The sequence below is a fragment of the Streptomyces sp. NPDC046303 genome (assembly GCF_055588085.1).
In genome coordinates, this window is record NZ_JBVJFA010000011.1 from 96,570 (window position 1) to 120,278 (window position 23,709).

General features: G+C 73.0%; 23 protein-coding genes. 13 read left to right on the forward strand and 10 right to left on the reverse strand.

All coding sequences use genetic code 11. The features are described from left to right. Positions 1 to 32: 32 nt before the first annotated feature. The gene (locus ACZ6I1_RS14270) at positions 33 to 1,007 is read right to left on the reverse strand and encodes a carbohydrate kinase family protein (protein WP_469286883.1); all 975 of its coding nucleotides are present in this window, start codon (positions 1,005 to 1,007) and stop codon (positions 33 to 35) included. Between the two features lie 133 nt (positions 1,008 to 1,140). Between ACZ6I1_RS14270 and ACZ6I1_RS14275 the strand changes: the two genes are divergently transcribed. Together ACZ6I1_RS14275 and ACZ6I1_RS14280 are read left to right on the forward strand one after the other, a co-directional pair. Next, complete coding sequence (locus ACZ6I1_RS14275) at positions 1,141 to 1,380, forward strand: hypothetical protein (RefSeq protein ID WP_469286884.1); 240 nt, start codon at positions 1,141 to 1,143, stop codon at positions 1,378 to 1,380. A gap of 73 nt (positions 1,381 to 1,453) precedes the next feature. Then, positions 1,454 to 2,902 carry a hypothetical protein gene (locus ACZ6I1_RS14280; protein WP_469286886.1) on the forward strand — a complete coding sequence of 483 codons (1,449 nt, stop codon included), beginning with the start codon at positions 1,454 to 1,456 and terminating at the stop codon, positions 2,900 to 2,902. Between the two features lie 75 nt (positions 2,903 to 2,977). Here the strand turns inward: ACZ6I1_RS14280 and erpA are convergent, their stop codons facing one another. After that, on the reverse strand, positions 2,978 to 3,334 hold the full coding sequence (gene erpA, locus ACZ6I1_RS14285) for an iron-sulfur cluster insertion protein ErpA (protein WP_030010511.1): 357 nt from the start codon (positions 3,332 to 3,334) through the stop codon (positions 2,978 to 2,980). 315 nt (positions 3,335 to 3,649) lie between these two features. Here erpA and nadA point away from each other — a divergent pair, with 315 nt between their 5' ends. After that, a complete protein-coding gene (gene nadA / locus ACZ6I1_RS14290; protein WP_469286888.1) occupies positions 3,650 to 4,837 on the forward strand; it encodes a quinolinate synthase NadA in 1,188 nt (395 codons plus the stop codon). Between the two features lie 84 nt (positions 4,838 to 4,921). Here the strand turns inward: nadA and ACZ6I1_RS14295 are convergent, their stop codons facing one another. Together ACZ6I1_RS14295 and ACZ6I1_RS14300 are read right to left on the reverse strand one after the other, a co-directional pair. Beyond that, positions 4,922 to 8,053 (reverse strand): efflux RND transporter permease subunit, encoded by a 3,132-nt coding sequence (locus tag ACZ6I1_RS14295; protein WP_469286890.1) that lies wholly within the window; start codon positions 8,051 to 8,053, stop codon positions 4,922 to 4,924. Positions 8,054 to 8,199: 146 nt separating this feature from the next. Continuing rightward, positions 8,200 to 8,925: a response regulator gene (locus tag ACZ6I1_RS14300; protein ID WP_469286892.1), complete on the reverse strand. Its 726-nt coding sequence runs from the start codon at positions 8,923 to 8,925 to the stop codon at positions 8,200 to 8,202. 157 nt (positions 8,926 to 9,082) lie between these two features. Here ACZ6I1_RS14300 and ACZ6I1_RS14305 point away from each other — a divergent pair, with 157 nt between their 5' ends. After that, positions 9,083 to 9,979: an alpha/beta fold hydrolase gene (locus ACZ6I1_RS14305; RefSeq protein WP_469286894.1), complete on the forward strand. Its 897-nt coding sequence runs from the start codon at positions 9,083 to 9,085 to the stop codon at positions 9,977 to 9,979. A 50-nt stretch (positions 9,980 to 10,029) separates the two neighbouring features. On the opposite strand, the gene ACZ6I1_RS14310 is transcribed toward ACZ6I1_RS14305, so the two are convergent. Beyond that, on the reverse strand, positions 10,030 to 10,851 hold the full coding sequence (locus ACZ6I1_RS14310) for an adenosylcobinamide-GDP ribazoletransferase (protein WP_469286895.1): 822 nt from the start codon (positions 10,849 to 10,851) through the stop codon (positions 10,030 to 10,032). A 70-nt stretch (positions 10,852 to 10,921) separates the two neighbouring features. Here ACZ6I1_RS14310 and ACZ6I1_RS14315 point away from each other — a divergent pair, with 70 nt between their 5' ends. Beyond that, on the forward strand, positions 10,922 to 11,698 hold the full coding sequence (locus ACZ6I1_RS14315; RefSeq protein WP_469286897.1) for a hypothetical protein: 777 nt from the start codon (positions 10,922 to 10,924) through the stop codon (positions 11,696 to 11,698). Positions 11,699 to 11,768: 70 nt separating this feature from the next. Here the strand turns inward: ACZ6I1_RS14315 and pspAA are convergent, their stop codons facing one another. Both pspAA and ACZ6I1_RS14325 read right to left on the reverse strand, forming a co-directional pair. After that, positions 11,769 to 12,047, reverse strand: coding sequence for a PspA-associated protein PspAA (gene pspAA / locus ACZ6I1_RS14320; protein ID WP_469286899.1), 279 nt, complete (start codon positions 12,045 to 12,047; stop codon positions 11,769 to 11,771). A 13-nt stretch (positions 12,048 to 12,060) separates the two neighbouring features. Further along, positions 12,061 to 12,855 (reverse strand): PspA/IM30 family protein, encoded by a 795-nt coding sequence (locus ACZ6I1_RS14325; protein ID WP_469286901.1) that lies wholly within the window; start codon positions 12,853 to 12,855, stop codon positions 12,061 to 12,063. Positions 12,856 to 13,146: 291 nt separating this feature from the next. On the opposite strand from ACZ6I1_RS14325, the gene ACZ6I1_RS14330 reads away from it, so the two are divergent. Together ACZ6I1_RS14330 and ACZ6I1_RS14335 are read left to right on the forward strand one after the other, a co-directional pair. Continuing rightward, positions 13,147 to 13,755: a DUF3043 domain-containing protein gene (locus tag ACZ6I1_RS14330; RefSeq protein ID WP_469286904.1), complete on the forward strand. Its 609-nt coding sequence runs from the start codon at positions 13,147 to 13,149 to the stop codon at positions 13,753 to 13,755. Between the two features lie 113 nt (positions 13,756 to 13,868). Continuing rightward, positions 13,869 to 14,579 carry a class I SAM-dependent methyltransferase gene (locus ACZ6I1_RS14335; protein WP_469286906.1) on the forward strand — a complete coding sequence of 237 codons (711 nt, stop codon included), beginning with the start codon at positions 13,869 to 13,871 and terminating at the stop codon, positions 14,577 to 14,579. 53 nt (positions 14,580 to 14,632) lie between these two features. Here ACZ6I1_RS14335 and ACZ6I1_RS14340 read toward each other — a convergent pair whose 3' ends face one another. Then, complete coding sequence (locus ACZ6I1_RS14340; RefSeq protein WP_469286908.1) at positions 14,633 to 14,845, reverse strand: hypothetical protein; 213 nt, start codon at positions 14,843 to 14,845, stop codon at positions 14,633 to 14,635. Between the two features lie 93 nt (positions 14,846 to 14,938). Here ACZ6I1_RS14340 and ACZ6I1_RS14345 point away from each other — a divergent pair, with 93 nt between their 5' ends. From ACZ6I1_RS14345 to ACZ6I1_RS14370, 6 genes are all read left to right on the forward strand, one after another. Continuing rightward, entirely contained in the window at positions 14,939 to 16,168 is a 1,230-nt protein-coding gene (locus ACZ6I1_RS14345; RefSeq protein WP_469286910.1) for a bifunctional adenosylcobinamide kinase/adenosylcobinamide-phosphate guanylyltransferase, read from the forward strand. A gap of 13 nt (positions 16,169 to 16,181) precedes the next feature. Further along, complete coding sequence (locus tag ACZ6I1_RS14350; RefSeq protein ID WP_469286912.1) at positions 16,182 to 17,078, forward strand: DMT family transporter; 897 nt, start codon at positions 16,182 to 16,184, stop codon at positions 17,076 to 17,078. Positions 17,079 to 17,111: 33 nt separating this feature from the next. Then, complete coding sequence (gene cobT, locus ACZ6I1_RS14355) at positions 17,112 to 18,176, forward strand: nicotinate-nucleotide--dimethylbenzimidazole phosphoribosyltransferase (RefSeq protein ID WP_469286914.1); 1,065 nt, start codon at positions 17,112 to 17,114, stop codon at positions 18,174 to 18,176. 82 nt (positions 18,177 to 18,258) lie between these two features. After that, positions 18,259 to 20,163, forward strand: a complete 1,905-nt coding sequence (locus ACZ6I1_RS14360) for a phosphatidylglycerol lysyltransferase domain-containing protein (protein WP_469286916.1) — start codon at positions 18,259 to 18,261, stop codon at positions 20,161 to 20,163. Continuing rightward, positions 20,160 to 20,879 carry a hypothetical protein gene (locus ACZ6I1_RS14365; RefSeq protein ID WP_469286917.1) on the forward strand — a complete coding sequence of 240 codons (720 nt, stop codon included), beginning with the start codon at positions 20,160 to 20,162 and terminating at the stop codon, positions 20,877 to 20,879. Before ACZ6I1_RS14360 ends, ACZ6I1_RS14365 begins: the two co-directional genes overlap by 4 nt. Positions 20,880 to 20,964: 85 nt before the next feature. Further along, complete coding sequence (locus ACZ6I1_RS14370) at positions 20,965 to 22,143, forward strand: sensor histidine kinase (protein WP_469287066.1); 1,179 nt, start codon at positions 20,965 to 20,967, stop codon at positions 22,141 to 22,143. Positions 22,144 to 22,179: 36 nt separating this feature from the next. Here the strand turns inward: ACZ6I1_RS14370 and ACZ6I1_RS14375 are convergent, their stop codons facing one another. Together ACZ6I1_RS14375 and ACZ6I1_RS14380 are read right to left on the reverse strand one after the other, a co-directional pair. Beyond that, positions 22,180 to 22,995 (reverse strand): endo alpha-1,4 polygalactosaminidase, encoded by an 816-nt coding sequence (locus ACZ6I1_RS14375; protein ID WP_469286919.1) that lies wholly within the window; start codon positions 22,993 to 22,995, stop codon positions 22,180 to 22,182. Further along, the gene (locus tag ACZ6I1_RS14380) at positions 22,992 to 23,684 is read right to left on the reverse strand and encodes a spherulation-specific family 4 protein (protein WP_469286922.1); all 693 of its coding nucleotides are present in this window, start codon (positions 23,682 to 23,684) and stop codon (positions 22,992 to 22,994) included. Before ACZ6I1_RS14380 ends, ACZ6I1_RS14375 begins: the two co-directional genes overlap by 4 nt. Positions 23,685 to 23,709: the final 25 nt, after the last annotated feature.

Here is a 23,709-nt window from a genome sequence, read left to right on the forward strand (position 1 = left end):
GTACCCCGGAACCGGCCCCGGACCCGGTCGGGCTAGGCCAGGTGGGACTGGACCTCGGCCGCGGCCTCGTCGCCGTACGCCTTCGTGAAGCGCTCCATGAAGTGGGCCCGGGCGAGGGTGTACTCCTGCGTGCCCAGGGTCTCGATCACGAGGGTGGCCAGCATGCAGCCGAGCTGCGCGGCGCGCTCGAGGCCGACGCCCCAGCTCAGTCCGGTGAGGAACCCGGCGCGGAACGCGTCGCCGACACCCGTCGGGTCGACCTTCGCGTTCTCCTCCGGGCAGCCGATCACGAGGGGGGCCTCGCCGGCCCGCTCGATGCGGACGCCGTTGGAGCCGAGCGTGGTCACGCGCGTGCCGACCTTCGCCAGGATCTCCGCGTCCGACCAGCCCGACTTGGACTCGATGAGGCCCTTCTCGTACTCGTTGGAGAAGAGGTACGTCGCACCCTCCATCAGGGTGCGGATGTTCTCGCCGTCCATCCGGGCGATCTGCTGCGAGAAGTCGGCGGCGAAGGGGATCCCCCGCGTCCGGCACTCCTCCGTGTGGCGCAGCATCGCCTCGGGGTCGTCCGCGCCGATCAGGACCAGGTCCAGGCCGCCCACGCGGTCGGCGACGGACTTCAGCTCGATCAGGCGGGCCTCGCTCATCGCGCCCGTGTAGAAGGAGCCGATCTGGTTGTGGTCGGCGTCGGTGGTGCAGACGAAGCGCGCGGTGTGCAGCACCTCGGAGATCCGGACGGACTCGGTGTCGACGCCGTGGCGGTCGAGCCAGGCGCGGTACTCGTCGAAGTCGTAGCCGGCGGCGCCGACCAGGATCGGGCGGGTGCCGAGCTGACCCATGCCGAAGCAGATGTTCGGGCCGACACCGCCCCGCCGGACGTCGAGGTTGTCGACGAGGAAGGAGAGGGAGACCGTGTGCAGCTGGTCCGCGACCAGCTGGTCGGCGAAACGGCCGGGGAAGGTCATGAGGTGGTCGGTGGCGATGGAGCCGGTGACTGCGATGCGCACGGCGTGGATGCTCCTGCGGAGGACGGCAAGGGGGACAGTCAAAACTACCCGGTCGGCGGCCCGGAGCCGAACGGCCGAAACTACCCCGTAGTAAGCCTTTCTTCCCGTACGGCGCGGTGCCTACGGTGCCTGCATGACGTATACGGACGACTTCGGCTACGGCGAGTACACCGGCGACAGGCGTGGCGCGGAAGGCTCGCGGCAGACCGGCTTCGCCCGGTTGCTGGGCGACTGCGCCCGGATGGCCCCGCACTGGGCGGTTCCCGCGGGTCCCCGGCCGGTCCGCGTGGCACCCTCGCAGATCCACGGGATCAGCGTCCCGCCGGCTTCGGCGCGGCTGATCGCCTCCACCGCGGCGTACGGGGACCAGTAGGACGGGAACCGGTTGCGCCTCCGTTCCGTCCCACCCGCATCAGGCAGGACGGGACAGGTAAAGGAGCGATGCGGTGACCAGCGAACAACCCGGCACATCACGCGGTACACGACGGCGGCCGTCCTGGGCCGTCGGCTCGATCGCGGCTGCCGTCCTGCTGACGGGCGGCGGTACCGCGTACTGGGCGTCCACGGCCCACGGAGACGGTGCGGGCCCCCGTACGGAGGGCAGCGCGGCCTCCGCGCCCCGCGACGCGGGCGACCCGTCGGGGCCGGGCATCGCGCCCGGTGAGCCCGACCCGTCCGGCGAGCCGGTGGTCTACCGGGCCGACGTCGCACTGCCGGAGGCTCCGGCCTCCGCGCCCTCCTACAGCGCGAAGGGTGAGGTCGGCGCGGCGGAGGCGGCACGCCTCGCCGCGGCCCTGGGCGTGCCGGGCACACCGCGGCTGAGCGGGGACGTCTGGCTGGCCGGGGAGGCCGCCGACGGGTCCGGGCCGCGGCTCACGGTGGCCCGTACGGCCCCGGGGACCTGGAACTTCAGCCGCTTCCAGGCGGGGGGCAACGGCGGCGGCGGTGGCGACGACTGCGTCCGCGGCAAGGACACCTGCGGCCCCGCCACCCTCCCGCGGGACGCGGGGAGCGCGGGGAGCGCGGGCTCCGGCAAGCCGGTCTCCGAGGAGGCCGCCAAGGCGGCGGCCCGGCCGGTGCTGGCGGCCGTCGGCCAGGAGGGGGCGAAGCTCGACGCCCGGCTGACGCACGGCTCCGTTCGGGTGGTGACCGCGGACCCGGTGGTCGGCGGGCTGCCCACGCAGGGCTGGTCGACGACCGTGAGCGTGGGGGACGACGGCTCGGTGGTGGCGGGCAGCGGCGAGCTGACGGCCCCGGTACGGGCGGCCGACCAGAAGGTGGTCGGGGCGGTGGAGGCGCTGGCCCGGCTGAACGCGCGGTCGGGCGGTGGGGGCGGCACCGGGCCCAGCGGCTGCGCGAGCTCGGTTCCGCTGGATCCGGACCTGGCGGCGGGGACCACGGACACGCCGCCGTGCAATCCGGAGCCGCGGCCGATGAAGCCGCCGCGTACGGAGACGGTCAAGGGCGCCGTGCTGGGCCTGGTGTCCGGGACGGTGGACGGGGCGCGGGGTCTGGTTCCGGCCTGGCTGTTCGAGGTGGCGGGCAAGAGCGGCGCCCCCGGCCGCACGGTGGCCGAGCCGGCCGCCGCCGCGCAGGACCCCGGCACGCCGGCGCCCGGCCCGACGGACGGCCGTACCGTGCCCGGATTCTCGTACGCGCAGGCCGACCGGAAGCTGACCGTGAACTTCTGGGGCAGCGTCTGCAGCAGCTACTCCGCGTCGGCCCGGGAGTCCGCCGACGCGGTCCTGGTGAAGATCACGGACACGCCGAACCAGCCGGGCCAGGCCTGCATCATGCTCGCGCAGGAGATGTCCGTCACGGTGACGCTCGAGAAGCCGCTGGGCGACCGGAAGGTGGTCGACGCGACCACGGGCAAGCCGCTTCCCCGGCAGTAGGCGCACGACGAGGGCCCGCCTCCGGTCGCGTGAGCGGCGGAGGCGGGCCCTCGTGCGTACGTACCCGGTCCAGCCTTAGCTGAACGAGTCGCCGCAGGCGCAGGAGCCCGTGGCGTTCGGGTTGTCGATCGTGAAGCCCTGCTTCTCGATGGTGTCGACGAAATCGATCGAGGCACCGTGCAGGTACGGGGAGCTCATCCGGTCGGTGACGACCTTCACACCGTCGAAGTCCTTCACGACGTCGCCGTCGAGGGAGCGCTCGTCGAAGAAGAGCTGGTAGCGCAGGCCGGAGCAGCCGCCGGGCTGGACGGCGACGCGCAGCGCCAGGTCATCGCGGCCTTCCTGCTCCAGCAGGGTCCTGACCTTCTCGGCGGCGGCGTCGGACAGGAGGATGCCGTCGCTCACAGTGGTCTTGTCGTCCTGTACGGACATCTGCATTCACTCCCGAAGTGGGCGGCTCCCCGCCGGAGGCAGGGAAACGTCGGACTCTTGCCGTTGGTGGCAACGAGCGGGACCGCGGATTCATTCCGGGACCCGACGCTTGTTTCAGACATTCATGCTCGCACACCACGGGTCGGGCGGACCCTGCGGACCGACGGGGTGATGCGTCACATTGACACTATCGGCATCGTCAAACTGACGTGAAGCGGTTATGATAGATAGCGTCAAGTAGACGAGAAGTCGAACCGGCGCCAGAAGAAGTCCCTTGTCAGTCCCTCGTCAGTACCTCGTCGCAGAACAGAAAGGGTGCGTGTCGTGACCACCGCCCAGCCTTTGGACGTCCAGCCGACGCCCCTCGCCCTGCTGCTGCTCGGCCGCGAAGCCGACCCCAAGAGCGAGCGCGGGGTGGAGTGCCCCGGCGACCTGCCCTCGCCGTCGGACCCGGACCTCGTGGCGCGCGCCCGCGCGGCCAAGGAGAAGCTCGGGGACAAGGTCTTCATCCTCGGCCACCACTACCAGCGTGACGAGGTCATCGAGTTCGCCGACGTCACCGGTGACTCCTTCAAGCTGGCCAGGGACGCGGCCGCCAAGCCGGAGGCCGAGTACATCGTCTTCTGCGGCGTGCACTTCATGGCCGAGTCCGCGGACATCCTGACCACGGACGACCAGAAGGTGGTCCTGCCGGACCTGGCCGCCGGCTGCTCGATGGCCGACATGGCCACCGCCGAGCAGGTAGCGGAGTGCTGGGACGTGCTGACCGAGGCCGGCGTGGCCGATGTGACGGTGCCCGTCTCGTACATGAACTCCTCCGCCGACATCAAGGCCTTCACCGGCAAGCACGGCGGCACGATCTGCACCTCGTCCAACGCGAAGAAGGCCCTGGAGTGGGCCTTCGAGCAGGGCGAGAAGATCCTCTTCCTCCCGGACCAGCACCTGGGCCGCAACACGGCCGTGCGCGACATGGGCATGTCCCTGGACGACTGCGTCCTGTACAACCCGCACAAGCCGAACGGCGGCCTGACCGCCGAGCAGCTGCGGGACGCCAAGATGATCCTGTGGCGCGGGCACTGCTCGGTGCACGGCCGGTTCTCGGTGGACTCGGTCAACGACGTGCGCGCCCGCATCCCCGGGGTGAACGTCCTGGTCCACCCCGAGTGCAAGCACGAGGTCGTGGCGGCCGCGGACTACGTCGGCTCGACGGAGTACATCATCAAGGCGCTGGAGGCGGCCCCGGCCGGCTCCAAGTGGGCGATCGGCACCGAGCTGAACCTCGTCCGCCGCCTGGCGAACCGTTTCGCCGCGGAGGACAAGGAGGTCGTCTTCCTCGACAAGACGGTCTGCTTCTGCTCGACGATGAACCGCATCGACCTCCCCCACCTGGTGTGGACCCTGGAGTCCCTGGCCGAGGGCAACCTCGTCAACCAGATCCAGGTCGACAAGGAGACCGAGAGCTTCGCGAAGCTGGCCCTGGAGCGGATGCTGGCGCTGCCGTAGCCGCCGCTCCCCCCGCCGCACACGCCCGAAGGGCCGCCCTCCACGGAGGGCGGCCCTTCGGCCTTCGCGCACGCGGCGGCGCGGTCAGACGCCGGCCGGCGTCTCCTCGTCCGAGGACCGCGCCGGGGACGGGACCACCGTCAGGCGGGCCTCGCGCTTGGCGGTGCGCTTGTCCCGGCGGCGTTCCTTGCGGAGCTCGACCATCGTGTAGAGCGTCGGCACCAGGAGCAGGGTCAGCAGGGTCGAGCTGACCAGGCCGCCGATCACCACGACCGCGAGCGGCTGCGAGATGAAGCCGCCCTCGCCGGTGACGCCGAGCGCCATCGGCAGCAGCGCGAAGATCGTCGCCAGGGCCGTCATCAGGATGGGGCGCAGCCGGTGGCGGCCGCCTTCGACGACGGCCTCCACGACGCCCAGGCCCTGGGCCCGGTACTGGTTGACCAGGTCGATCAGGACGATCGCGTTGGTCACCACGATGCCGATGAGCATCAGCATGCCGATCATCGCCGGAACGCCCATCGGGGTGCCGGTGACGATCAGCAGGCCGAGCGCGCCGGTCGCCGCGAACGGGATGGAGACCAGCAGGATCAGCGGCTGGATCAGCGACCGGAAGGTCGCGACCAGCAGCATGAACACGATCGCGATGGCCGCGAACATGGCCAGGCCCAGCGAGGCGAAGGCCTCGTCCTGGTCCTCCGAGACACCGCCGATGGAGGCGGTGGCGCCCTCCGGCAGGTCCAGGGCCTTGAGCTTCGTCTGGAGCTCGGCGCTGACCGCGCCCGTGTTGTCGCCCAGCGGCTTCGCGGTGACGGTGGCGGCGCGGGCGCCGTCGATCCGGGTCATCGCGACCGGGCCCGGGACCACCTTGACCTCGGCGATGTCACCGAGCTTGAGCGGGCCGACCGGCAGGGCCTGCAGTTCGGCCAGGGTGGTGGCCGGCTGCGCGGACTTGATCACGATGTCGCGCTCGGTGTTGTCCAGGACGGCCTTGCCCGCCGGGTTGCCCCGTACGGCCTGGGCGACGATCGCGCCCAGCGCGGCCTGGTTCAGGCCCGCGTCGGCGGCCTTCGGGGTGGCGGTGACCGAGATCCGGGGCACGGACTGCGACAGGTCGCTCTGTACGTCGGTGACGTTCTCCAGCCGCGCCACCTCCGCGCGGACCTGCTCGGCGGCCTTGGCGAGGACCTCGCCGTCACCGGCCTTGACGACGACGCTCAGGTTCTGGTTGCCGAAGCCGTCGCCCGCGGCGATCCGGGTCTCGCCGATGCCGTCGAGGGCGGCCAGCTTGCCCTCGATCTGCTTCTTGACGGCGTCCGCCGTGCCGGAGTCCTTCAGGGTGACCTGGTACGAGGCCTGGTTGGAGCCCGTACCGCCGCCGAACGCGGCGAGGAAGCCGGAGGAGCCGACGGTGACCTGGTAGCTCTTGACGCCCTCGACGGAGGCCAGCGCCTGCTCGATCTTGCGGCTCGCCTCGTCGGAGGCGGCCAGCGAGGTCCCGGGGGCCAGCTCCTGCTTGACCGTCAGGACGTCCTGTTCCCCCTGATCGAAGAAGTTGGTCTTGAGCAGCGGGGTCATCCCGAAGGTGCCGATGAGGATGACGACCGCGAGGGCCACGCTGGTCAGACGGCGCCGGGTGGCGAAGCCCAGGACCCGTACGTAGATCCGCTGGAGCTTGCTGCGCGCCTCCTTCTCCTCGGCGTCGCGGCGGGCCTTCGCGGGATCCTGTGCGGCGCCCTTCGGCGCGCTGAGGAACCAGTACGAGAGCACTGGCACGACCGTCAGCGAGACGAGCAGCGAGGCCAGCAGGGCGGCGGTGACGGTGAGCGAGAAGGAGCCGAAGAGTTCGCCGATCATGCCGCCGACCAGGCCGATCGGCAGGAACACGGCGACGGTGGTCAGCGTGGAGGAGGTGACCGCGCCGGCGACCTCCTTGACCGCGGTGATGATGGCGGCCTCGCGCTCCTCGCCGTAGCCGAGGTGGCGCTTGATGTTCTCCAGCACCACGATCGAGTCGTCGACGACGCGGCCGATGGCGATGGTGAGCGCGCCCAGCGTCAGCATGTTGAGCGACAGGTCGCGGGTCCAGAGCACGACGAGCGCGAGGACCACGGACAGCGGGATGGAGACCGCGGTGACCAGCGTCGAGCGCAGCGAGGCCAGGAAGACCAGGATCACGATCACCGCGAAGAGCAGGCCGAGCAGGCCCTCCGTGGTGAGGCTGGAGATGGACTTGGCGACGGCCGGGCCCTGGTCGCCGACGACGGTCAGGTCGGCGCCGGAGCCGAGCGCGGAACGCAGCTCGGGCAGCTTGTCCTTGACGGCGTCCGAGATGGCGACGGCGCTGCCGTCCTTGTCCATGGTCAGGACGAGGGCGAGGCTGGGCTTGCCGTTGGTGCGGGTGATCGAGACGGCCTTGGCCGCCTCCTGCTTCACGCTGGCGACGTCGCCGAGGCGGACGGCCGGCTTGCCGGGGCCGGGGCTCAGGCGCAGGTCCTCGACCTGGGCGAGGGAGGTGTAGCCGGCGCCCACGCGGACGGTGCGGTTCTTGCCCTCCTCGTCGAAGGAGCCGGCGGGTACGGTCGCGCCGCCCGCCTGGAGGCCCTGGGCGAGCGCGGCGCCGTCGAGGCCGGCGGCCGCGAGCTTGGCGTTGTCGGGGGTGACGGTGACCTGGAGGTCCTGGACGCCGTCCACGGTGACCTGGCCGACGCCCTCGATGTCCGACAGGACGGGGACGACGGATCGTTCCAGCTGGTCGGCGAGGGCCTGCTGGTCCTTGTCGGAGGTGACGGCGAGGATGACGGTCGGGATGTCGTCGGTGGAACCGGCCACCACCTGCGGGTCCACCTCGGCGGGCAGCCGGACGCGGGCCCGGTTGACGGCCTGCTGGACGTCCGCGACGAGCTGCTTGGTGCCGCTGTCGCCGTAGTCGAAGGTGGCCATGACGAGGGCGTTGCCCTCGCTGGCGGTGGAGGTGATGCCGGTGATGCCGTCGACGCCCTTGAGCATGGCTTCGATCGGCTCGACGACCTGCTTCTCCACCACGTCGGGCGAGGCGCCCTGGTACGGCGCGAGCACGGACACCATCGGCAGTTCGATGGAGGGCAGCAGCTGCTGCTTGAGCTGCGGGATGGCTATGGCGCCGAAGAGGAGCGCGACGATCGACACGAGGCCGGTCAACGCCCTTTGGGCAAGGCTGAAGCGGGACAGCCAGGACATGGATGGGGATCTCTCTGCTGTGACGTCGGCGAAGGGGCACCCCAGCCTTTCGCACGCCCCCGCGCCGTTGCGTCGCTCGCAGGTCCCGTCCTTGGGTGCGGCATACCGCGTCCGGAGTACGCGGCACTACTCCGTCCGCTTCCCCCCTACTCGGCGCGGGGCCGGACCAGTCCCGATTCGTAGGCAATGACCACCAATTGGGCCCGGTCGCGGGCGCCGAGCTTGGCCATGGCCCGGTTCACGTGGGTCTTGACCGTGAGCGGGCTGACCTCGAGCCGTCCGGCGATCCCGTCGTTGGACAGTCCCGCGGCGACGTGTACGAGGACCTCGCGCTCCCGGACGGTCAGCGCGGCGAGCCGCTCGGCATGCGCTCCGGCCGCGGCCGCCCCGACGGCCGGATCGGCTCCGCCGCCCTGGGCGAGGAAGGTGGCGATGAGCCCCTTGGTGGCGGCCGGGGAGAGCAGCGCCTCGCCGGCGTGGGCGACGCGGATGGCGTTGAGGAGTTCCTCGGGCTCGGCGCCCTTGCCGAGGAAGCCGGAGGCACCGGCCCGCAGGGCGGCGGCCACGTACTCGTCGACCTCGAAGGTGGTCAGCATGACCACGCGTACGGCGGCCAGTTCGGGGTCTCCGCTGATCATGCGGGTGGCCGCGAGCCCGTCGGTCCCGGGCATCCGGATGTCCATGAGGACGACGTCGGCGAGGGTCTGGCGGGCCATCGCGTAGGCCTGTGCCCCGTCGGAGGCCTCGCCGACGACCTCCATGTCCGGCTCGGAGTCCACGAGCACCTTGAAGGCGCTGCGCAGGAGCGCCTGGTCGTCGGCGAGCAGGACTCTGATCTGGCGTACGGGGAGGGCGTCGGCAGGCTCGGTCATGCGCCCAGGGTAGGCGGGCGGGTCCGGACGCCCGGAGGGGAGCGGGAGTCCCGTCCCGGCCGGTGGTGCGCCGGACCCCGGTGGACCCTGCCCGGCAGGCCCTTGCGATGATCGCGCCGGGAGGCCGCACGGGCCGCCGGACGGGGGGATGTCGACGATGGCCGCACGGATCGGCTGCTTCACCGATGACGCCGCGCGAGCGCGCGTCCTGGCCGCCTATGACCGGGCCATGGCGTACTGGCCCGCGCCGCGCGGGGAGCAGGACGTCCCGACCCGGTTCGGGAGGACCCGCGTCCACACCTACGGTGCGGGTGACCGGACACCGGTGGTGCTGCTGCACGGGCAGAGCGCGACGCCGGTCGAATGGGCCCCGCACGTCGCCGCGTTGGCCGGGCAGGGCCGCCGCGTGCTGGCCGTCGACCGGGTGGGCGAGCCCGGATACAGCGTGCAGAGCCGTCCGATCGGCGACGCCGGCGACACGGCGGCCTGGCTGGAGGACGCGCTCACCGGGCTGGGTGTGCGGCGCGTCCACCTGATCGGGCACTCGTACGGCGGCTGCGTCGCGCTCCAGCACGCCGTGCGCGAGCCGGAGCGCGTGGCCTCCGTCACGGTGTACGAGCCGCCGGGGGCCCTGGCTCCGCTCAAGCCGGGCTTCCTGCTCGGCTCCGTCGCCGCCGTCGCGAGCGGCTCCAAGAGCCTCCAACACCGCTGGTTCACCGGACTCATCGGGCAGACGGGCGCGTCCCCGGAGGAGGCCGAGGCGGGGGTGCGGCTGTCGCTGGAGGCGATGCGCGGCTTCAGGGTCCGGCTGCCGCTGCCGCAGCGCATGAGCGATGAGGAGTTGCGCTCGGTCGCCGCGCCCGTGTTCGTTCTGCTGGGCGGCGCCGACCGCGTCATGGACTCGGCCCGCGCCGAGGCCCGTGCGCGGCGTCTGATCCCGGACGTACGGACCGAGGTCCTCCCGGGCGCCGCACACGGCATCCCCGTGGAGGCCTTCAACGCGCGGGTCCCCGGGTTCCTCGACGACGTGGAGCGGTCCCACACCAGCGGCTGACGGGCCCGGCGGCGGGGCCGCCGCCGGCCGTCGGCCGCCGTCGGCCGCCGTCAGCCCAGGGCGAGCACCACCAGGGCCGTCGTCGCCGAAACCTCGGCCAGGGCTCCGAAGACGTCGCCGGTGACCCCGCCGAAGCGCCGGACGCAGCGGCGCAGCAGCAGTTCCGCGACGAGGAGCGCGGCCGGGACCGCGCAGGCTGCGCGGGCGGCGGCCGGGAGGCCCACGGGCAGGGCGGCGGCCGCGGCGAGCAGCACGACCGCGGCGCTGACGGCGCCGGCCGCGGCGCGCGGGACCACCCCGGCGACGGCCGCGCCGAGGCCCTCCGGGCGGGCGGCCGGCACCCCTTCGCGGGAGGCGAGGGTCATGGCGAGGCGGGCGGCGACGGCGGCGGTCACCGCGGCCAGGGCGCCGCGGAGCCAGCTGTCGGCGTAGGCCTCGGCCAGAGCGGCCGCCTGCACGAGCAGGGCCAGCACGAGGGTCACGACACCGAAGGGGCCGATGTCGGACTGCTTCATGATCCGCAGGGCCTCGTCGGCCGGTTTGGCGCTGCCCAGGCCGTCCGCCGTGTCGGCGAGTCCGTCCAGGTGCAGGCCGCGGGTGAGCGCCGCCGGGACGGCGACGGTGACCGCCGCGGCGAGCAGCGGGCCCCCGCCGAGCAGCAGCAGGAGCACCCCGGGGACGGCGGCGAGCAGGCCGACGACCAGCCCGGCCAGCGGGGCGCAGGCCATGCCGGCGCGGGCGGCGGGGCGGTCCCAGCGGGTGATGCGGGCGGGCAGCACGGTCAGCGTGCCGAACGCGAAGCGGACGCCGTCGGCGAACGAGGCACGGTCCGCCGGCGGCACGGGGGGCGGATCTGCGAACGAATCTGTCATCGGCGCGAACGCTACCCGCCCACCGAGACCGGTAAATTGCCCATTACCTACCAAATAGGGAGTCAGTGGGATGGGTCACTGGTGGTTTCGGAACATCGTCGAACCGGGGAAGCTGCCCCTGCTCCTCGCCCTTCTCGCCTTCGTGACGTCGTTCCTGGTCACCCGCGTGATCACCCGGATGATCCGGGCGGGGAGGGGCCCCTTCAAGAACGTCACACCGGGCGGCCTGCACGTCCACCACGTGGTGCCCGGCGTGATCCTCGTGATCATCGGCGGATTCGGTGCGGTCGGCAGCGCCCGGCACGGTTTCGGCGCGGGACTCTCGGCCGTCATCTTCGGCTTGGGCGCGGGCCTGGTGCTGGACGAGTTCGCGCTGATCCTGCACCTCGACGACGTGTACTGGAGCGAGCAGGGCCGCAAGAGCGTGGAGGTCGTGGTCCTGACGGCCGCCCTGGTGGCCCTGGTCCTGGGCGGGTTCGTGCCCTTCGGGGTGAACGACCTGACCGCCGAGGAACGGCAGAGCCGCGGGCTGGTCGCCATGAACACGGCCACCAATTTCTTCCTGGCCCTGATCGCCCTGTGGAAGGGCAAGGCGCGCACGGCCGTCTTCGGCGTGGTCATCCCCTTCGTGGCGCTCGTCGGCGCGGTCCGGCTGGCCCGGCCCGGATCGCCGTACGCGAAGAGGTTCTACGCGAACCGCCCGCGCGCCCGCGCCAAGGCCGGGCTGCGCGCCTTCCACCACGACCGGCGCTGGTCGGCGCCGCGGCGCAGGTTCGAGAACTTCATCGGGGGAACCCCGGACCCGGAGCGGCCCGCCGTCTCCCTGGAGAAGCCGCCCCGGCACTGAACGGCAACGGGCCCGCCCCCGGGAATCCGGGGGCGGGCCCCTCACCGTGCCGGTGTGGCCCGGCGTGCGCTCAGCCCCGGATCAGGCCTTCGTCGCCGAGCATCTGCCTGACCTCGTCGAGGGTCGCGTCGTCCGCCGGCAGGATCAGCTCGGACGGCTCCAGCGCCTCGTCGGGAAGCGGCTCGCCGAGCCGCCGTACGGCATCGAGCAGCGCGCCCAGCGTGCGCCGGAAGCCCTCCTCGTCGCCGCCCTCCATCTCCGCGAGCAGCTCGTCGTCCAGCTTGTCGAGCTCGGTGAAGTGACTGTCGGCCACCTTCACCTGGCCTTCCCCCATGATGCGGACAATCATGACGGACCCCGTCCTACTGCTTGTCGAACCGGTGCTGGGTCTGGGGCTGCTGGGCGGTGCCCGGGGCGCCGCCCTCGATGGCCTGCTGCGGGGCGGAGGGGCCGCCCGCCAGCTCGGCCTTCATCCGCTGGAGCTCCAGCTCCACGTCCGTACCGCCCGACAGGCGGTCCAGCTCGGCCTGGATGTCGTCCTTGGAACCCAGCCCGCTCTGGTCGTCGAGCGCGCCGGAGGCCAGCAGCTCGTCGATCGCTCCGGCACGGGCCTGGAGCTGGGCGGTCTTGTCCTCGGCCCGCTGGATGGCCAGGCCGACGTCGCTCATCTCCTCCGAGATGCCGGAGAAGGACTCCGCGATCCGGGTCTGGGCCTGCGCGGCCGTGTACGTGGCCTTGATCGTCTCCTTCTTGGTGCGGAAGGCGTCCACCTTGGCCTGCAGCCGCTGGGAGGCGAGGGTCAGCTTCTCCTCCTCGCCCTGCAGGGTCTGGTGCTGCGCCTCCAGGTCGCTGACCTGCTGCTGGAGCGAGGCACGGCGGGACAGGGCCTCGCGGGCCAGGTCCTCGCGGCCCAGGGCGAGGGCCTTGCGGCCCTGGTCCTCCAGCTTGCCGGACTGGCTCTGGAGCTGGTTCAGCTGCAGCTCCAGGCGCTTGCGGGAGGTCGCCACGTCGGCGACGCCGCGGCGCACCTTCTGCAGCAGCTCGAGCTGCTTCTGGTAGGAGTAGTCGAGGGTCTCGCGCGGGTCCTCGGCCCGGTCCAGGGCCTTGTTCGCCTTCGCGCGGAAGATCATCCCCATACGCTTCATGACACCGCTCATGGGCTTCGCGCGCCCCCTTCTAGACGGACTGTGCTCCAGGTCACCAACAGAACCCACAGTACGGGCCCTGTCTCCATTACCGCACTGTTCGAGTACGGATGCGCTCCTCCTCCAGGACGACTGCGTCCTCGCCGTATCAGGCGTGAGGAGTAGGTGGGCCCCCACCATGCCGGCCCGGTACGGACCGGAACGGACGGCGGGCCACCCCGCGCTCTGTGTACTGGGGAAGACGCCCGCCGTTGCCGGATCGTTCCCCACCGGGGTGGGGCCCATGCCCGCAACCACGTACGCTTGGGTTTTGTGTTTGGTAACCGCTCCTCCAAGGAAGAGAAGGACGCCGCCGCCGACAAGGTGAGCGCCGACCTCTCGCAGCCTCGTGACCCGCAGGCCCCGAAGGGCCGCCCGACGCCGAAGCGTGCTGTGGCCCAGTCGCAGCGCAAGGCCGTGGTGGCCTCCACCGGCAACCGCAAGGAGGACGCCAAGCGAGCCCGTGAACGCCGCCGGGTAGAGATGGCCAAGCAGCGCGAGGCGCTGGCCAACGGCGACGAGCGCTACCTGCCCGTGCGCGACAAGGGCCCCGTCCGCAAGTTCGTCCGCGACTACGTGGACTCCCGCTTCTCCGTCGCCGAGATGTTCCTGCCCCTGGCGGTGATCATCCTGGTGCTGAGCATGGTGCGGGTGCCGTCCGTCCAGAACATCGCGCTGATCCTGTGGATGGGCGTGATCGCCCTGATCGTGGTCGACTCCATCGGCCTGGTGTTCCGCCTCCGCAAGGCACTCAACCAGCGCTTCCCGAACGAGCCCCGCCGCGGCGCCGTCGCGTACGGCCTCATGCGCACCCTCCAGATGCGCCGGCTGCGCCTGCCCAAGCCGCAGGTCAAGCGCGGGGAACGGCCCTGAGCCGAGGGACGCCCGGAGCGTCGGGGGACGTTTTCGCCTGGGGAGGTCCGGGAGGAGCCCGGCTGTGGCTCGAGGGCCTGGGCGGACTGCGCAACGCGGTCCGGCAGGAACTCGTGGGCCGGCAGGTCGACGAGCAGATCGCGCAGCGCTTCCCGGTCGGGCAGCGGCTGCGCGTCCTCGACGTCGGCATGGGCCAGGGCACCCAGGCGCTGCGCCTCGCCCGCGCCGGGCACAAGGTGACCGGCCTGGAGAAGGACCCGGGCATGCTCGCCGTCGCCCGCGAGGCGCTGGAGGGCGAACCCGCCGGGATCCGCGACCGGGTGCAGCTCATGGAGGGCGACGGCCGCGAGACCGGCGCCCACTTCCTGCCGGGCAGCTTCGACGTGGTGCTGTGCCACGGGGTGCTGATGTACGTGCCCGAGCCGGACGCCATGCTCGCCGGGCTGGCCCGGATGCTGGCACCCGGCGGACTGCTGTCCCTGCTGGTGCGCAACGGCGACGCGCTCGCCATGCGGCCCGGGCTGGGCGGTGACTGGACGGGCGCACTGAACGCCTTCGACAGCGTCGACTACCGCAACCGGCTGGGCATGGACGTACGGGCCGACCGGCTGGCCGGGCTGACGGCCACGCTGAACGGGATCGGGGCGCCGCTGCAGTCCTGGTACGGCGTACGCGTCTTCACCGACGGCACCGAGGCGGGCGAGAACCTGCCGCCCGAGGAGGAGCTGGAGCGGCTGCTGGCCGCCGAGGACCGCGCCGGGCGCACCGACCCCTACCGGGGCGTCGCCGCGCTGCTGCACCTGTGCGGCGTACGCGGCCAATAGGTCCGGCCGGGGTCTCCCCGGCCGGACCACGCGATGCGCCGGGCCGGCAGGGGCTACGCGTCGAGCGCCGAGCGCAGGCTCATCGTGTAGAGCTCGCTGCCGCCGTCGTCGGACAGCTTCACCTGCTCGACACCGCCCTCCAGCAGCTCCTTCCAGACCTCACCGATCCAGGACTCCGCGTCCCCCTGCGTGGTGAACTCCTCCGGTTCCACCGCCGGGCTCGTCTCCGTGCCTTCGGCCGTCTCGAACCGCCACGTCCACGCCATGTCCGCCTCCGTTGCTCGTCCGCTGCTCGCCTTGAGTCTGCCCGCAGAGTAACCGGGCGCGCACCACTCCCGGCGACGCGGGAGGATCTCCCTGTGGAACTCACTCTGCTCGGCACCGGCACACCCGAGGGCCTGCCCCGCCCCGGCTGCCCCTGTGCGGCCTGCGCGCTCTCCGTCGGTACCCGGGCGCGCGCCGCCACGGCCGTCCTCGTCGACGGCGCGCTGCTGCTCGACCTGACTCCCGGGGCGGTCCTGGCGGGCGCCCGCGCCGGGCATTCGCTGGCCGGCGTACGGCAGGTCCTGCTGACCCACCCGTCCGACGGGCCGCCCGTCGAGCTGCCGCCGGGGCTGCCGGCCGCCGGGCGGGTGCCGGACGGGCGGGAGCTGTCGGTGATCTCGGGGCACCGGGTGCGGGCGGTGCCGATGGACGCGCCGGGCACCGGCTACGAGGTGACGGGCCCGGACGGGGGCCGCCTGCTGTACCTGCCGCCCGGCGGGGCCCCGGCGGGCTGGGGGTCCCGGGGGACGGAGCCCGGCGGCGGCAGGGCCGGGCGGCGTCCGTACGACGTGGTCCTGGCCGATGTGCTGGGACGGCCCGAGGCACTGGCCCGGCTGCGGGCGGACGGCGCGGTGGACCCGGCCACGGACGTAATCGCCGTCCACCTCGACCACGACGTCCCGCCCGGGCGGGAGCTGGCGCGCCGGTGCGCGGCCGCAGGGGCGCGGGCGGTGCCGGACGGGACGACGGTGATCGCCGGGGAGTACCACGCGGTGCCGGACCTGCCGCGCCGGACGCTGGTGCTGGGCGGGGCCCGCTCCGGCAAGTCCGTCGAGGCGGAGCGGCGGCTGGAGGCCTTCCCCCAGGTGGTCTACGTGGCCACGGGCGGCAGCCGGGACGGCGACGCCGAGTGGGCGCAGCGCGTCGGGCTGCACCGGGAGCGGCGGCCCGCGAGCTGGCGCACCGTGGAGACCTGCGACCTGGTCCCGCTGCTCGCCGACACCGGTCCGCCGCTGCTGATCGACTGCCTGGCGCTGTGGCTGACGGACGCGATGGACCGGGCCGGGGCCTGGGACGACGAGGTGTGGGCCAAGGGCGGGCAGCACCAGCTGCGCGACCGGATCGCCGAGCTGCTGGCCGCCGTACGCGCGACCCGCCGCCGGGTGGTGCTGGTCAGCAATGAGGTGGGGTCCGGGATCGTCCCCGCGACGGCCTCGGGCCGCCGGTTCCGCGACGAACTGGGCCGGCTGAACGCGACGGTCGCGGGCGAGTGCGAGCACGTGCTCCTCGTCCTCGCGGGGCAGGCGCTCGTCCTCAAGGAATAGCTGGGGTGATCCCGTGGAACCGTCGCGCCTCGGCGCCGAGAGAACCGGCCTCGCCGCCTTCGCCGGATGCTGCCTGCTGGGCGGCGGCAACGCGGTCGGGGTGAGGTTCAGCAACCGCGAACTCGATCCGCTGTGGGGCGCGTCGGTGCGGTTCGGGGCGGCCGCGCTGCTGCTGCTGGCGGTCATGGCCGCCTTGCGCCTCGCGCTGCCGCGCGGCCGGGCGCTGGCCGGCGCCGTGCTGTACGGGATCCTCAACTTCGGGGTGACCTTCGCCCTGGCCTACTACGCGCTGGTCCGCATCCACGCGGGTCTGGGCCAGACGCTGCTGGCCCTGGTTCCGCTGGTGGCGCTGCTGCTGGTGGTGGCGCAGCGTCAGGAAGCGTTCCGCAGGTCCGCGCTGCTGGGCACGCTCGTCGCGGCCGCCGGGGTGGCGCTGGCCTCGCGGGCGCCGCTGCAGGGCGGCGTACCGGTGCTGTCCCTGCTGGCGATGCTGGGCGCCGTACTGTCCTTCGCCGAGGCGACCGTGCTCGTGCACCGCCTTCCGCCGGTGCACCCGGTGACGATGAACGCGGTGGGCATGAGCGCCGCGACGGTGCTGCTGCTCGCCGGCTCCTTCGCCGTCGGGGACACCTGGCGGCTGCCGGAGCGGACGGCGACCTGGTGGGCGCTGGCGTACATGGTCGTGGCGGGCTCGGTGCTGACCTTCGTGTTCTATCTGGTGGTGGTGCGCCACTGGGGCGCGTCCCGCGCGGCGTACGTCTTCGTCGTCATCCCGGTGGTCACGATCATGCTCTCGGCGTGGCTCGACGACGAGGAACTGACGGTGGGTCTGCTGCTGGGCGCGCCCCTGGTCATGGCAGGCGTTCACCTCGGTGCGCTGAGGCCCGGCCGGCACCGGACACGGCCCTGAGGGCAGGGCCTTACCGGCTGTACTCTCTGGCAGATGAGCACGCTGAATCTCGACGACTTCTCCGATCTGATCGAGCGTCCCGACGGGGGCGTCCGGCGTGACGCCGAGGAACGCCGTGAACGCCTCGCCGTGCCGCCCGGCGCGCTGGGCCGGCTCGACGAACTCGCCGAATGGCTCGCCGCCGCGCAGGGCCGGGTGCCGGTCCGGCCGATCGAGCGCCCCCGCGTGGTGCTGTTCGCCGCCGACCACGGGATCGCCTCCGAAGGGGTTTCCGCGCGGGCCGCGTCCAGCGCCCACGAGCTGGTGCGGAGCGTGCTGGACGGGTCCAGCCCCGTCGCCATCCTGGCCGGCCGGCTCGGCGCCACCGTGCGGATCGTCGACGCCGGGCTCGACTGCGACCCCGGGCTGCTCCCCGAGGACGTGGTCCGCCACCGCGTGCGGCGCGGCAGCGGCCGGATCGACAAGGAGGACGCGCTCACCCTCGAGGAGGCCCGCGCCGCACTGGAGCTCGGCATCCGGATCGCCGACGAGGAGGCCGACTCCGGTACGGACCTGGTGGTCCTCGGCGACCTCAGCGTCGGCGGGACCACGGCGGCCGCCACCCTCGTCGGTGCCCTGTGCGGAACCGACGCCTCGGTGGTCACGGGCCGCGGCGGAGTGCCCGTCGACGACCTGGCCTGGATGCGCAAGTGCGCGGCCATCCGCGACGCGCTGCGCCGGGCCCGGCCGGTCCTCGGCGACCAGATCGCGCTGCTGGCGGCGGTGGGCGGGGCCGACCTGGCCGCGATCACCGGCTTCCTGCTCCAGTGCGCGGTGCGCCGTACGCCGGTCATCCTCGACGGGGTCGTCTCGGCGGCCTGCGGCCTGGTGGCCCAGCGGGCGGCGTTCCGCGCCCCCGACTGGTGGCTGGCCGGTCAGGCGAGCGGCGAGCCCGGCCAGTCGAAGGCCCTGGACCGGATGGCACTCAACCCTGTGCTCGATCACGGCGTCACTGTGGGGGAAGGTACCGGGGCACTGCTGGCCCTCCCCCTGGTCCAGGCGGCCGCCGCACTCGCGGCGGAACTCCCGGAACAGGCGGCGCAGGAGCCGGCGGAGTGAGCCGCCGGGGTCCGCGGTCCTGACCAGCCCGCGTTCCCTGAGCCGGCCGCTGTGAACGACGACGCCCCATAAGATCGCTTTTATGGGAGAGGTCCGTTTGAGCAGGGCAGAGACCGACCGCGGCACCGTCACGGTGCCCCGACCGGCATCCGGCAGGAAGGAGACCGGCGGCGAACCCGCCGGCAAGGCGGCGGGGGGCGGCCGGGAGACCGGCCGGGGGACCGGCCGGGGGAGCACCCGCTCACGGCGCGGCGCCGCGTTCGCGGTCTGGTACCTGCGGGCCGTCACCTTCGTCAACTTCCTCAGCGCGGTGTGGGTTTCGCTCGGGCAGGACCTGCGCCGGCACAACGCCGCGGACTTCTACACCCCGTACCTGCTCACGGCCGGCTTCGCCTCCGGGCTCTTCTGCCTGCTCCTGGCGGTCACCATGGGCCGCCGCAAGCGGGCCGCCTGGATCCTGAACCTCGTCCTGGGCGGGATGCTGCTGCTCGACTTCGCCCGCGCGGCCTTCGTGCCCTGCTCGTGGGGTTCCGAGGTGTGCTATCCGGAGTTCCGCGAACACCCGCAGAACTGGGTCTCGCTGGCCTTGACCGCCGCCTTCGTCGCCGCCCTGCTGCTGGGACGACGCGAGTTCTACGCCAAGGGCGACCGCTCCAACCCCGCGCTCGCCACCGCCGTCGCCGCCGTCGGCCTGCTGGTGACCTCGCTGGTCGCCGCCCTGCTCGTCGGCGCCACCAACACCGCCGCGGACAGCGCCGGGGCCGGCTTCCTGACCCGCTGGCAGTACGGGGCGATGCGGCTGATCACCCTGGACCCGGACGCCAGGGCGTACAGCACCATCGACACCCCCGCCTGGGTGGACGTCTTCGTCAACGTGATGTCGATGCTCCTGCTGCTCGCCGTCCTGTTCGCGGCCTTCCGCTCGCGGCGCGCCGTCGACCCCCTGTCCGAGGACGACGAGGAGCGGCTGCGCGCGCTGCTCGCCCGGCAGGGCGAGCGTGATTCGCTCGGCTACTTCGCGCTGCGCCGCGAGAAGTCGGTCATCTGGTCGCCCACCGGCAAGGCCGCCGTCACCTACCGCGTCGTCGGCGGGGTCTCCCTGGCCTCCGGCGATCCGATCGGCGACCCGGAGGCCTGGCCCGGCGCCATCGAGCCGTGGCTGGCCGAGGCGCGCGAGCACGGCTGGGTGCCGGCCGTGATGGGCGCCAGCGAGGAGGCCGGGCAGATCTACGCGCGGCACGGGCTGGACGCGCTCGAGCTCGGCGACGAGGCGATCGTGGAGACCGCCGAGTTCACCCTGGAGGGCCGCGCCATGCGGACCGTCCGGCAGGCGTACAACCGCGTCAAGCGGGCCGGGTACACCGTACGGATCCGCCGTCACGCCGACATCCCCGCCGAGGAGATGGACGCGCTGGTCGAGCGGGCCGACGACTGGCGCGACGGGGCGACCGAGCGCGGCTTCTCGATGGCACTGGGCCGGCTGGGCGACCCCGGCGACGGCCAGTGCGTGATGCTGGAGTGCACCGACGGAAACGGCGATCTGCGGGCCGTGCTGTCGTTCGTGCCCTGGGGGCCCAAGGGGCTGTCGCTGGACCTGATGCGCCGTGACCGGGATTCCGAGAACGGCCTGATGGAGTTCATGGTCATCGAACTCCTGGAGCGTGCCAAGGAGATCGGGGTCACCCAGGTCTCGCTGAACTTCGCCATGTTCCGGTCCGTCTTCGAGCGCGGGTCCCGGCTCGGCGCCGGTCCGGTGCTGCGGATGTGGCGCTCCCTGCTGAGCTTCTTCTCCCGCTGGTGGCAGATCGAGTCCCTCTACCGGGCCAACGCCAAATACCGGCCGATCTGGGAACCGCGGTTCATGCTCTTCGAGAAGAGTTCGGACCTGCTGCGGATCGGCATCGCGGCGGGCCGGGCCGAGGGCTTCCTGGAGGCCCCCGGCCTGCCGAAGTGGCTGCACCGCAGACACCTGGAGACCCGCCGTTGACAGCGTGGAACACCTCCGCATCCGGGCGGTTCGCCCGCCGCGAATGGGGTCCCCTGTTCCGGACCGTCCGGGACGCGCTCGCCCGCGACAGGTGGCGGGCCGTCCCGATGACCCTCGGCGCGGTCTGCCTGACCTCGGTCTTCCAGATCGTGCAGAACACCTCCTGGGGCTTCCAGCCGGTGCAGAACCTCGGGTCGGTCAAGGCGGTCGACCCGCTGTGGCTGGCCCTGCTGCGGACCCCGCTGTCGCTGTTCGTGCCCGCCCTGGACCTGCCGGTGTGGGGGGCCCTCGCGCAGATCCTGCTCGTCTTCGGGATCTCGGAGATCTGCATCGGCTGGTGGCGCACGCTGGTGATCGGCTACGTGGCCACGCTCGCCGGGACCCTGTACGCGCGGATCGGGCTCGCGCTGGGCCCGGACCACCCGCTGGGCCTGCCGGTGTCCGACCGGGTCGTCAACGACACCGGGCCCTCGGCGGCGGTGGTGGGCCTCGCGATCTACGTCTGCTGGCGCTACCGGGCGTACGCCACGGGCGCCGTGGTGGTCCTCGTGATGGTCGGCGAGGTGCTCGTCAAGAACAACCTGGCAGGCAAGGAGCACCTGGCGGCCATCGCCGCCGTCATGGTCCTGTGCGCGGTGCGGGCGAAGTGGGGGCCGGAGCGCTCCCGCACGCCGCTGGGCGGACGCCCGCCGCCGCTGGACACCCGGCCGGATTGAACCGGCCGGACGGGCCGCGCGGACCAGGCCGTACCGTATCGGGGTGACGACAGACCTCGGACGGTTCGCGCCCACCCGGCAGTGGATGCGGACCCACCCGCTCGCCACCGATGCCGTGCTCGCGTTCGGGGCGCTCGTCTGCATGGTCCTCGGCTCCTTCGCCGATCCGCACGGGCCGCACGGGCCCACCTTCGGGACGCGCGACCCCGGCCCCTTCTCGCTGCTGCTGATGCTGCTCGGCGCGGCCGTCCTGGTGTTCCGGCGCCGGCGGCCGCGCGCCGTGCTCGCCTTGACCTGCGCGCTCTCGCTGCTGGAGCTGACCACCGGGGAACCGCGGGCGCCCGTCGCCATGTGCACGGTGATCGCCCTGTACACCGTGGCCGCGGCCACCGACCGGCCCACGACCTGGCGGATCGGGCTGCTCACCATGGCCGGGCTGACCGGCGTGGCGATGCTCGCGGGGCCGCTGCCCTGGTACGCGCAGGAGAACATCGGGATCTTCGCCTGGACCGGGATGGCCGCCGCCGCGGGGGACGCCGTGCGCAGCCGGCGGGCCTTCATCGACGCCATCCGGGAGCGGGCCGAGCGCGCCGAACGGACCCGGGACGAGGAGGCGCGGCGGCGGGTCGCCGAGGAGCGGCTGCGGATCGCCCGGGACCTGCACGACGTGGTGGCCCACCACATCGCCCTGGTCAACGTCCAGGCCGGGGTGGCCGCGCACGTCATGGACAAGCGGCCGGACCAGGCCAAGGAGGCGCTGGCCCACGTACGGGACGCCAGCCGGTCGGCGCTGAACGAGCTGCGGGCCACGGTCGGGCTGCTGCGGCAGTCCGGGGACCCGGAGGCGCCGACCGAGCCGGCGCCCGGACTGGCCGTCCTGGACGAGCTGGTGGACACCTTCCGGCACGCCGGGCTGCCGGTGGAGGTGATCGTCCAGCTGGGGCCCGGGCCGGGCCCGCTGCCGGCCGCGGTGGACCTGGCGGCGTACCGGGTGGTCCAGGAGGCGCTGACGAACGTGCGCAAGCACGCGGCCCCGGGGGCCCGGGCGGAGGTCAGCGTGGTGCGGGTCGGGCCGTCGGTGGAGGTGACGGTCCTCGACGACGGCGGGGACTCCGCGGACGGCGCACCGGACCCGGCGGTGCCCGGCGGCGGGCACGGCCTGCTGGGCATGCGCGAGCGCACGGGCGCGCTGGGCGGGACCTGTTTCGCGGGGCCCCGCTACGGCGGCGGCTACCGCGTCCACGCCGTCCTGCCGGTGGCCTGAGGGCCGTCCGTCCCCGGAAGGGGTCTGCCGGCGGGTTCAGCAGGCGCGGCGCCAGGCGTCGAGGTCGTAGCGCTTCTGCAGGGAGCTCAGGTTCAGCTCGCGCGAGCGTGCGCAGAAGCGGGACGCCGGCAGTTCGTACTCCACGTGGAAGACGGCCTTGCCCGCGTCGATGAAGGGGGTCAGCTTCTCGCACTCGCGGTACTGGGCGCACTGCTCGTTGACCGCGAAGTCGAAGTCGCCGACGAGCTGCGGGATCTGGTCGAGGTCGTTCTTCAGTCCGACCGCCATGCCCCGGTCGTGGGCGAGCTTCGCGATCAGCCGGTTGTAGCGCAGCTGGTCCTCGGCGGTGAGCGGGAAGCCGGAGGTGTTGCGGTAGCCGTCCATGTTGTCGGGCTCCACGGCGTCGAAGCCCTTGTCCCGGCACATGTCGAACCGTTTGGCCATCAGCGGTTCCAGCTCGGTCAGGCGGCGGACGTCCAGCCAGCGCTCGCCCTCCCAGCCGTTGCCCTTCCCGAGCACGGAGGCGGGGAAGTCCGCCGCGTCGGGCCGGAAGTCCTCCCAGGCGCCGGTGGACAGGTAGCAGATGGTCTTGCGGCCGGCCTTCTTCAGGGCGGCGACCTGCTCCTCGGTGGTGGTGAACCCGTCCACGTCGTACACGGGGGCCTTCACCGACAGGTCGAGCTTCCCGGTGAGCTGCCACTGCCAGCCCACGCCCGGCGGGGGCCGCCACCGCTCCCCCGGCGCCAGCTCGGGCCACGGGTACGGCTCGTCCCGGCCGTCGTCCGGCGGCTCCGCGGTGCAGGCGGTGAGCAGCAGCAGTGCCGCGACCAGCACGGTGGCGAAACGCTTCATCCGGCGGCCTCCAGGGCGTACGGGAGGGTTCCCCAGGGGTGTGCGCCGGTCCCGGGCACCGCGCAGTGCACCCCCGCCCGCCGTTCCCGGGCGAGTTCGGCGGCGGGGGCGTCCCGCGGGACGGCGTACACGAGGTGGCAGAACCGCTGGGCGGGATGGTCGGCGGTCCAGGGCGGCGCGGTGGCCGCGTCCCGGTAGGCGTCCCAGGGGCCCTCGAAGGTGACGAGCAGATCGGCGAGCCCGGCGTACCCGGGGTGCGGGTGGACGCCGTGGTTCAGGACGAGGGTACGGGCGCCCGCCGCCCGGGCGGCGACGGCGAGCCGCCCGTAGTGGGGCAGCAGTCCGGGATCGGCGGAGGCCTGGTCGAGGAAGGCGCCGTCGGTCTCGTACCAGTCGCGGTGGCGCAGCAGGTCCTGGACGACGTCCGCGTGCGCGCGCCGCCCGTAGTCGGTGTCGACGTAGCCGAGGACGGGCACCCCGGCGGCCCGCAGCCGCGCGGCGACGGCGGCGAAGCGTTCGTCGGGGGCCGGGCCCGGTCCGCTGTCGGGGTTGAGCACCACGGAGTGGAGCCGCCCGGCGGAGCGGATCAGCAGTTCCCACTCCTCGGGCCGGTCGGCGGGGTGCTCGTAGAGCGGCACCAGCAGCATGGGGTCCTTCTCGTACGGGGGCGCGGGGAACGGCGGTGGCATGGGCGGTGGCATCGGCGGTCGGGAC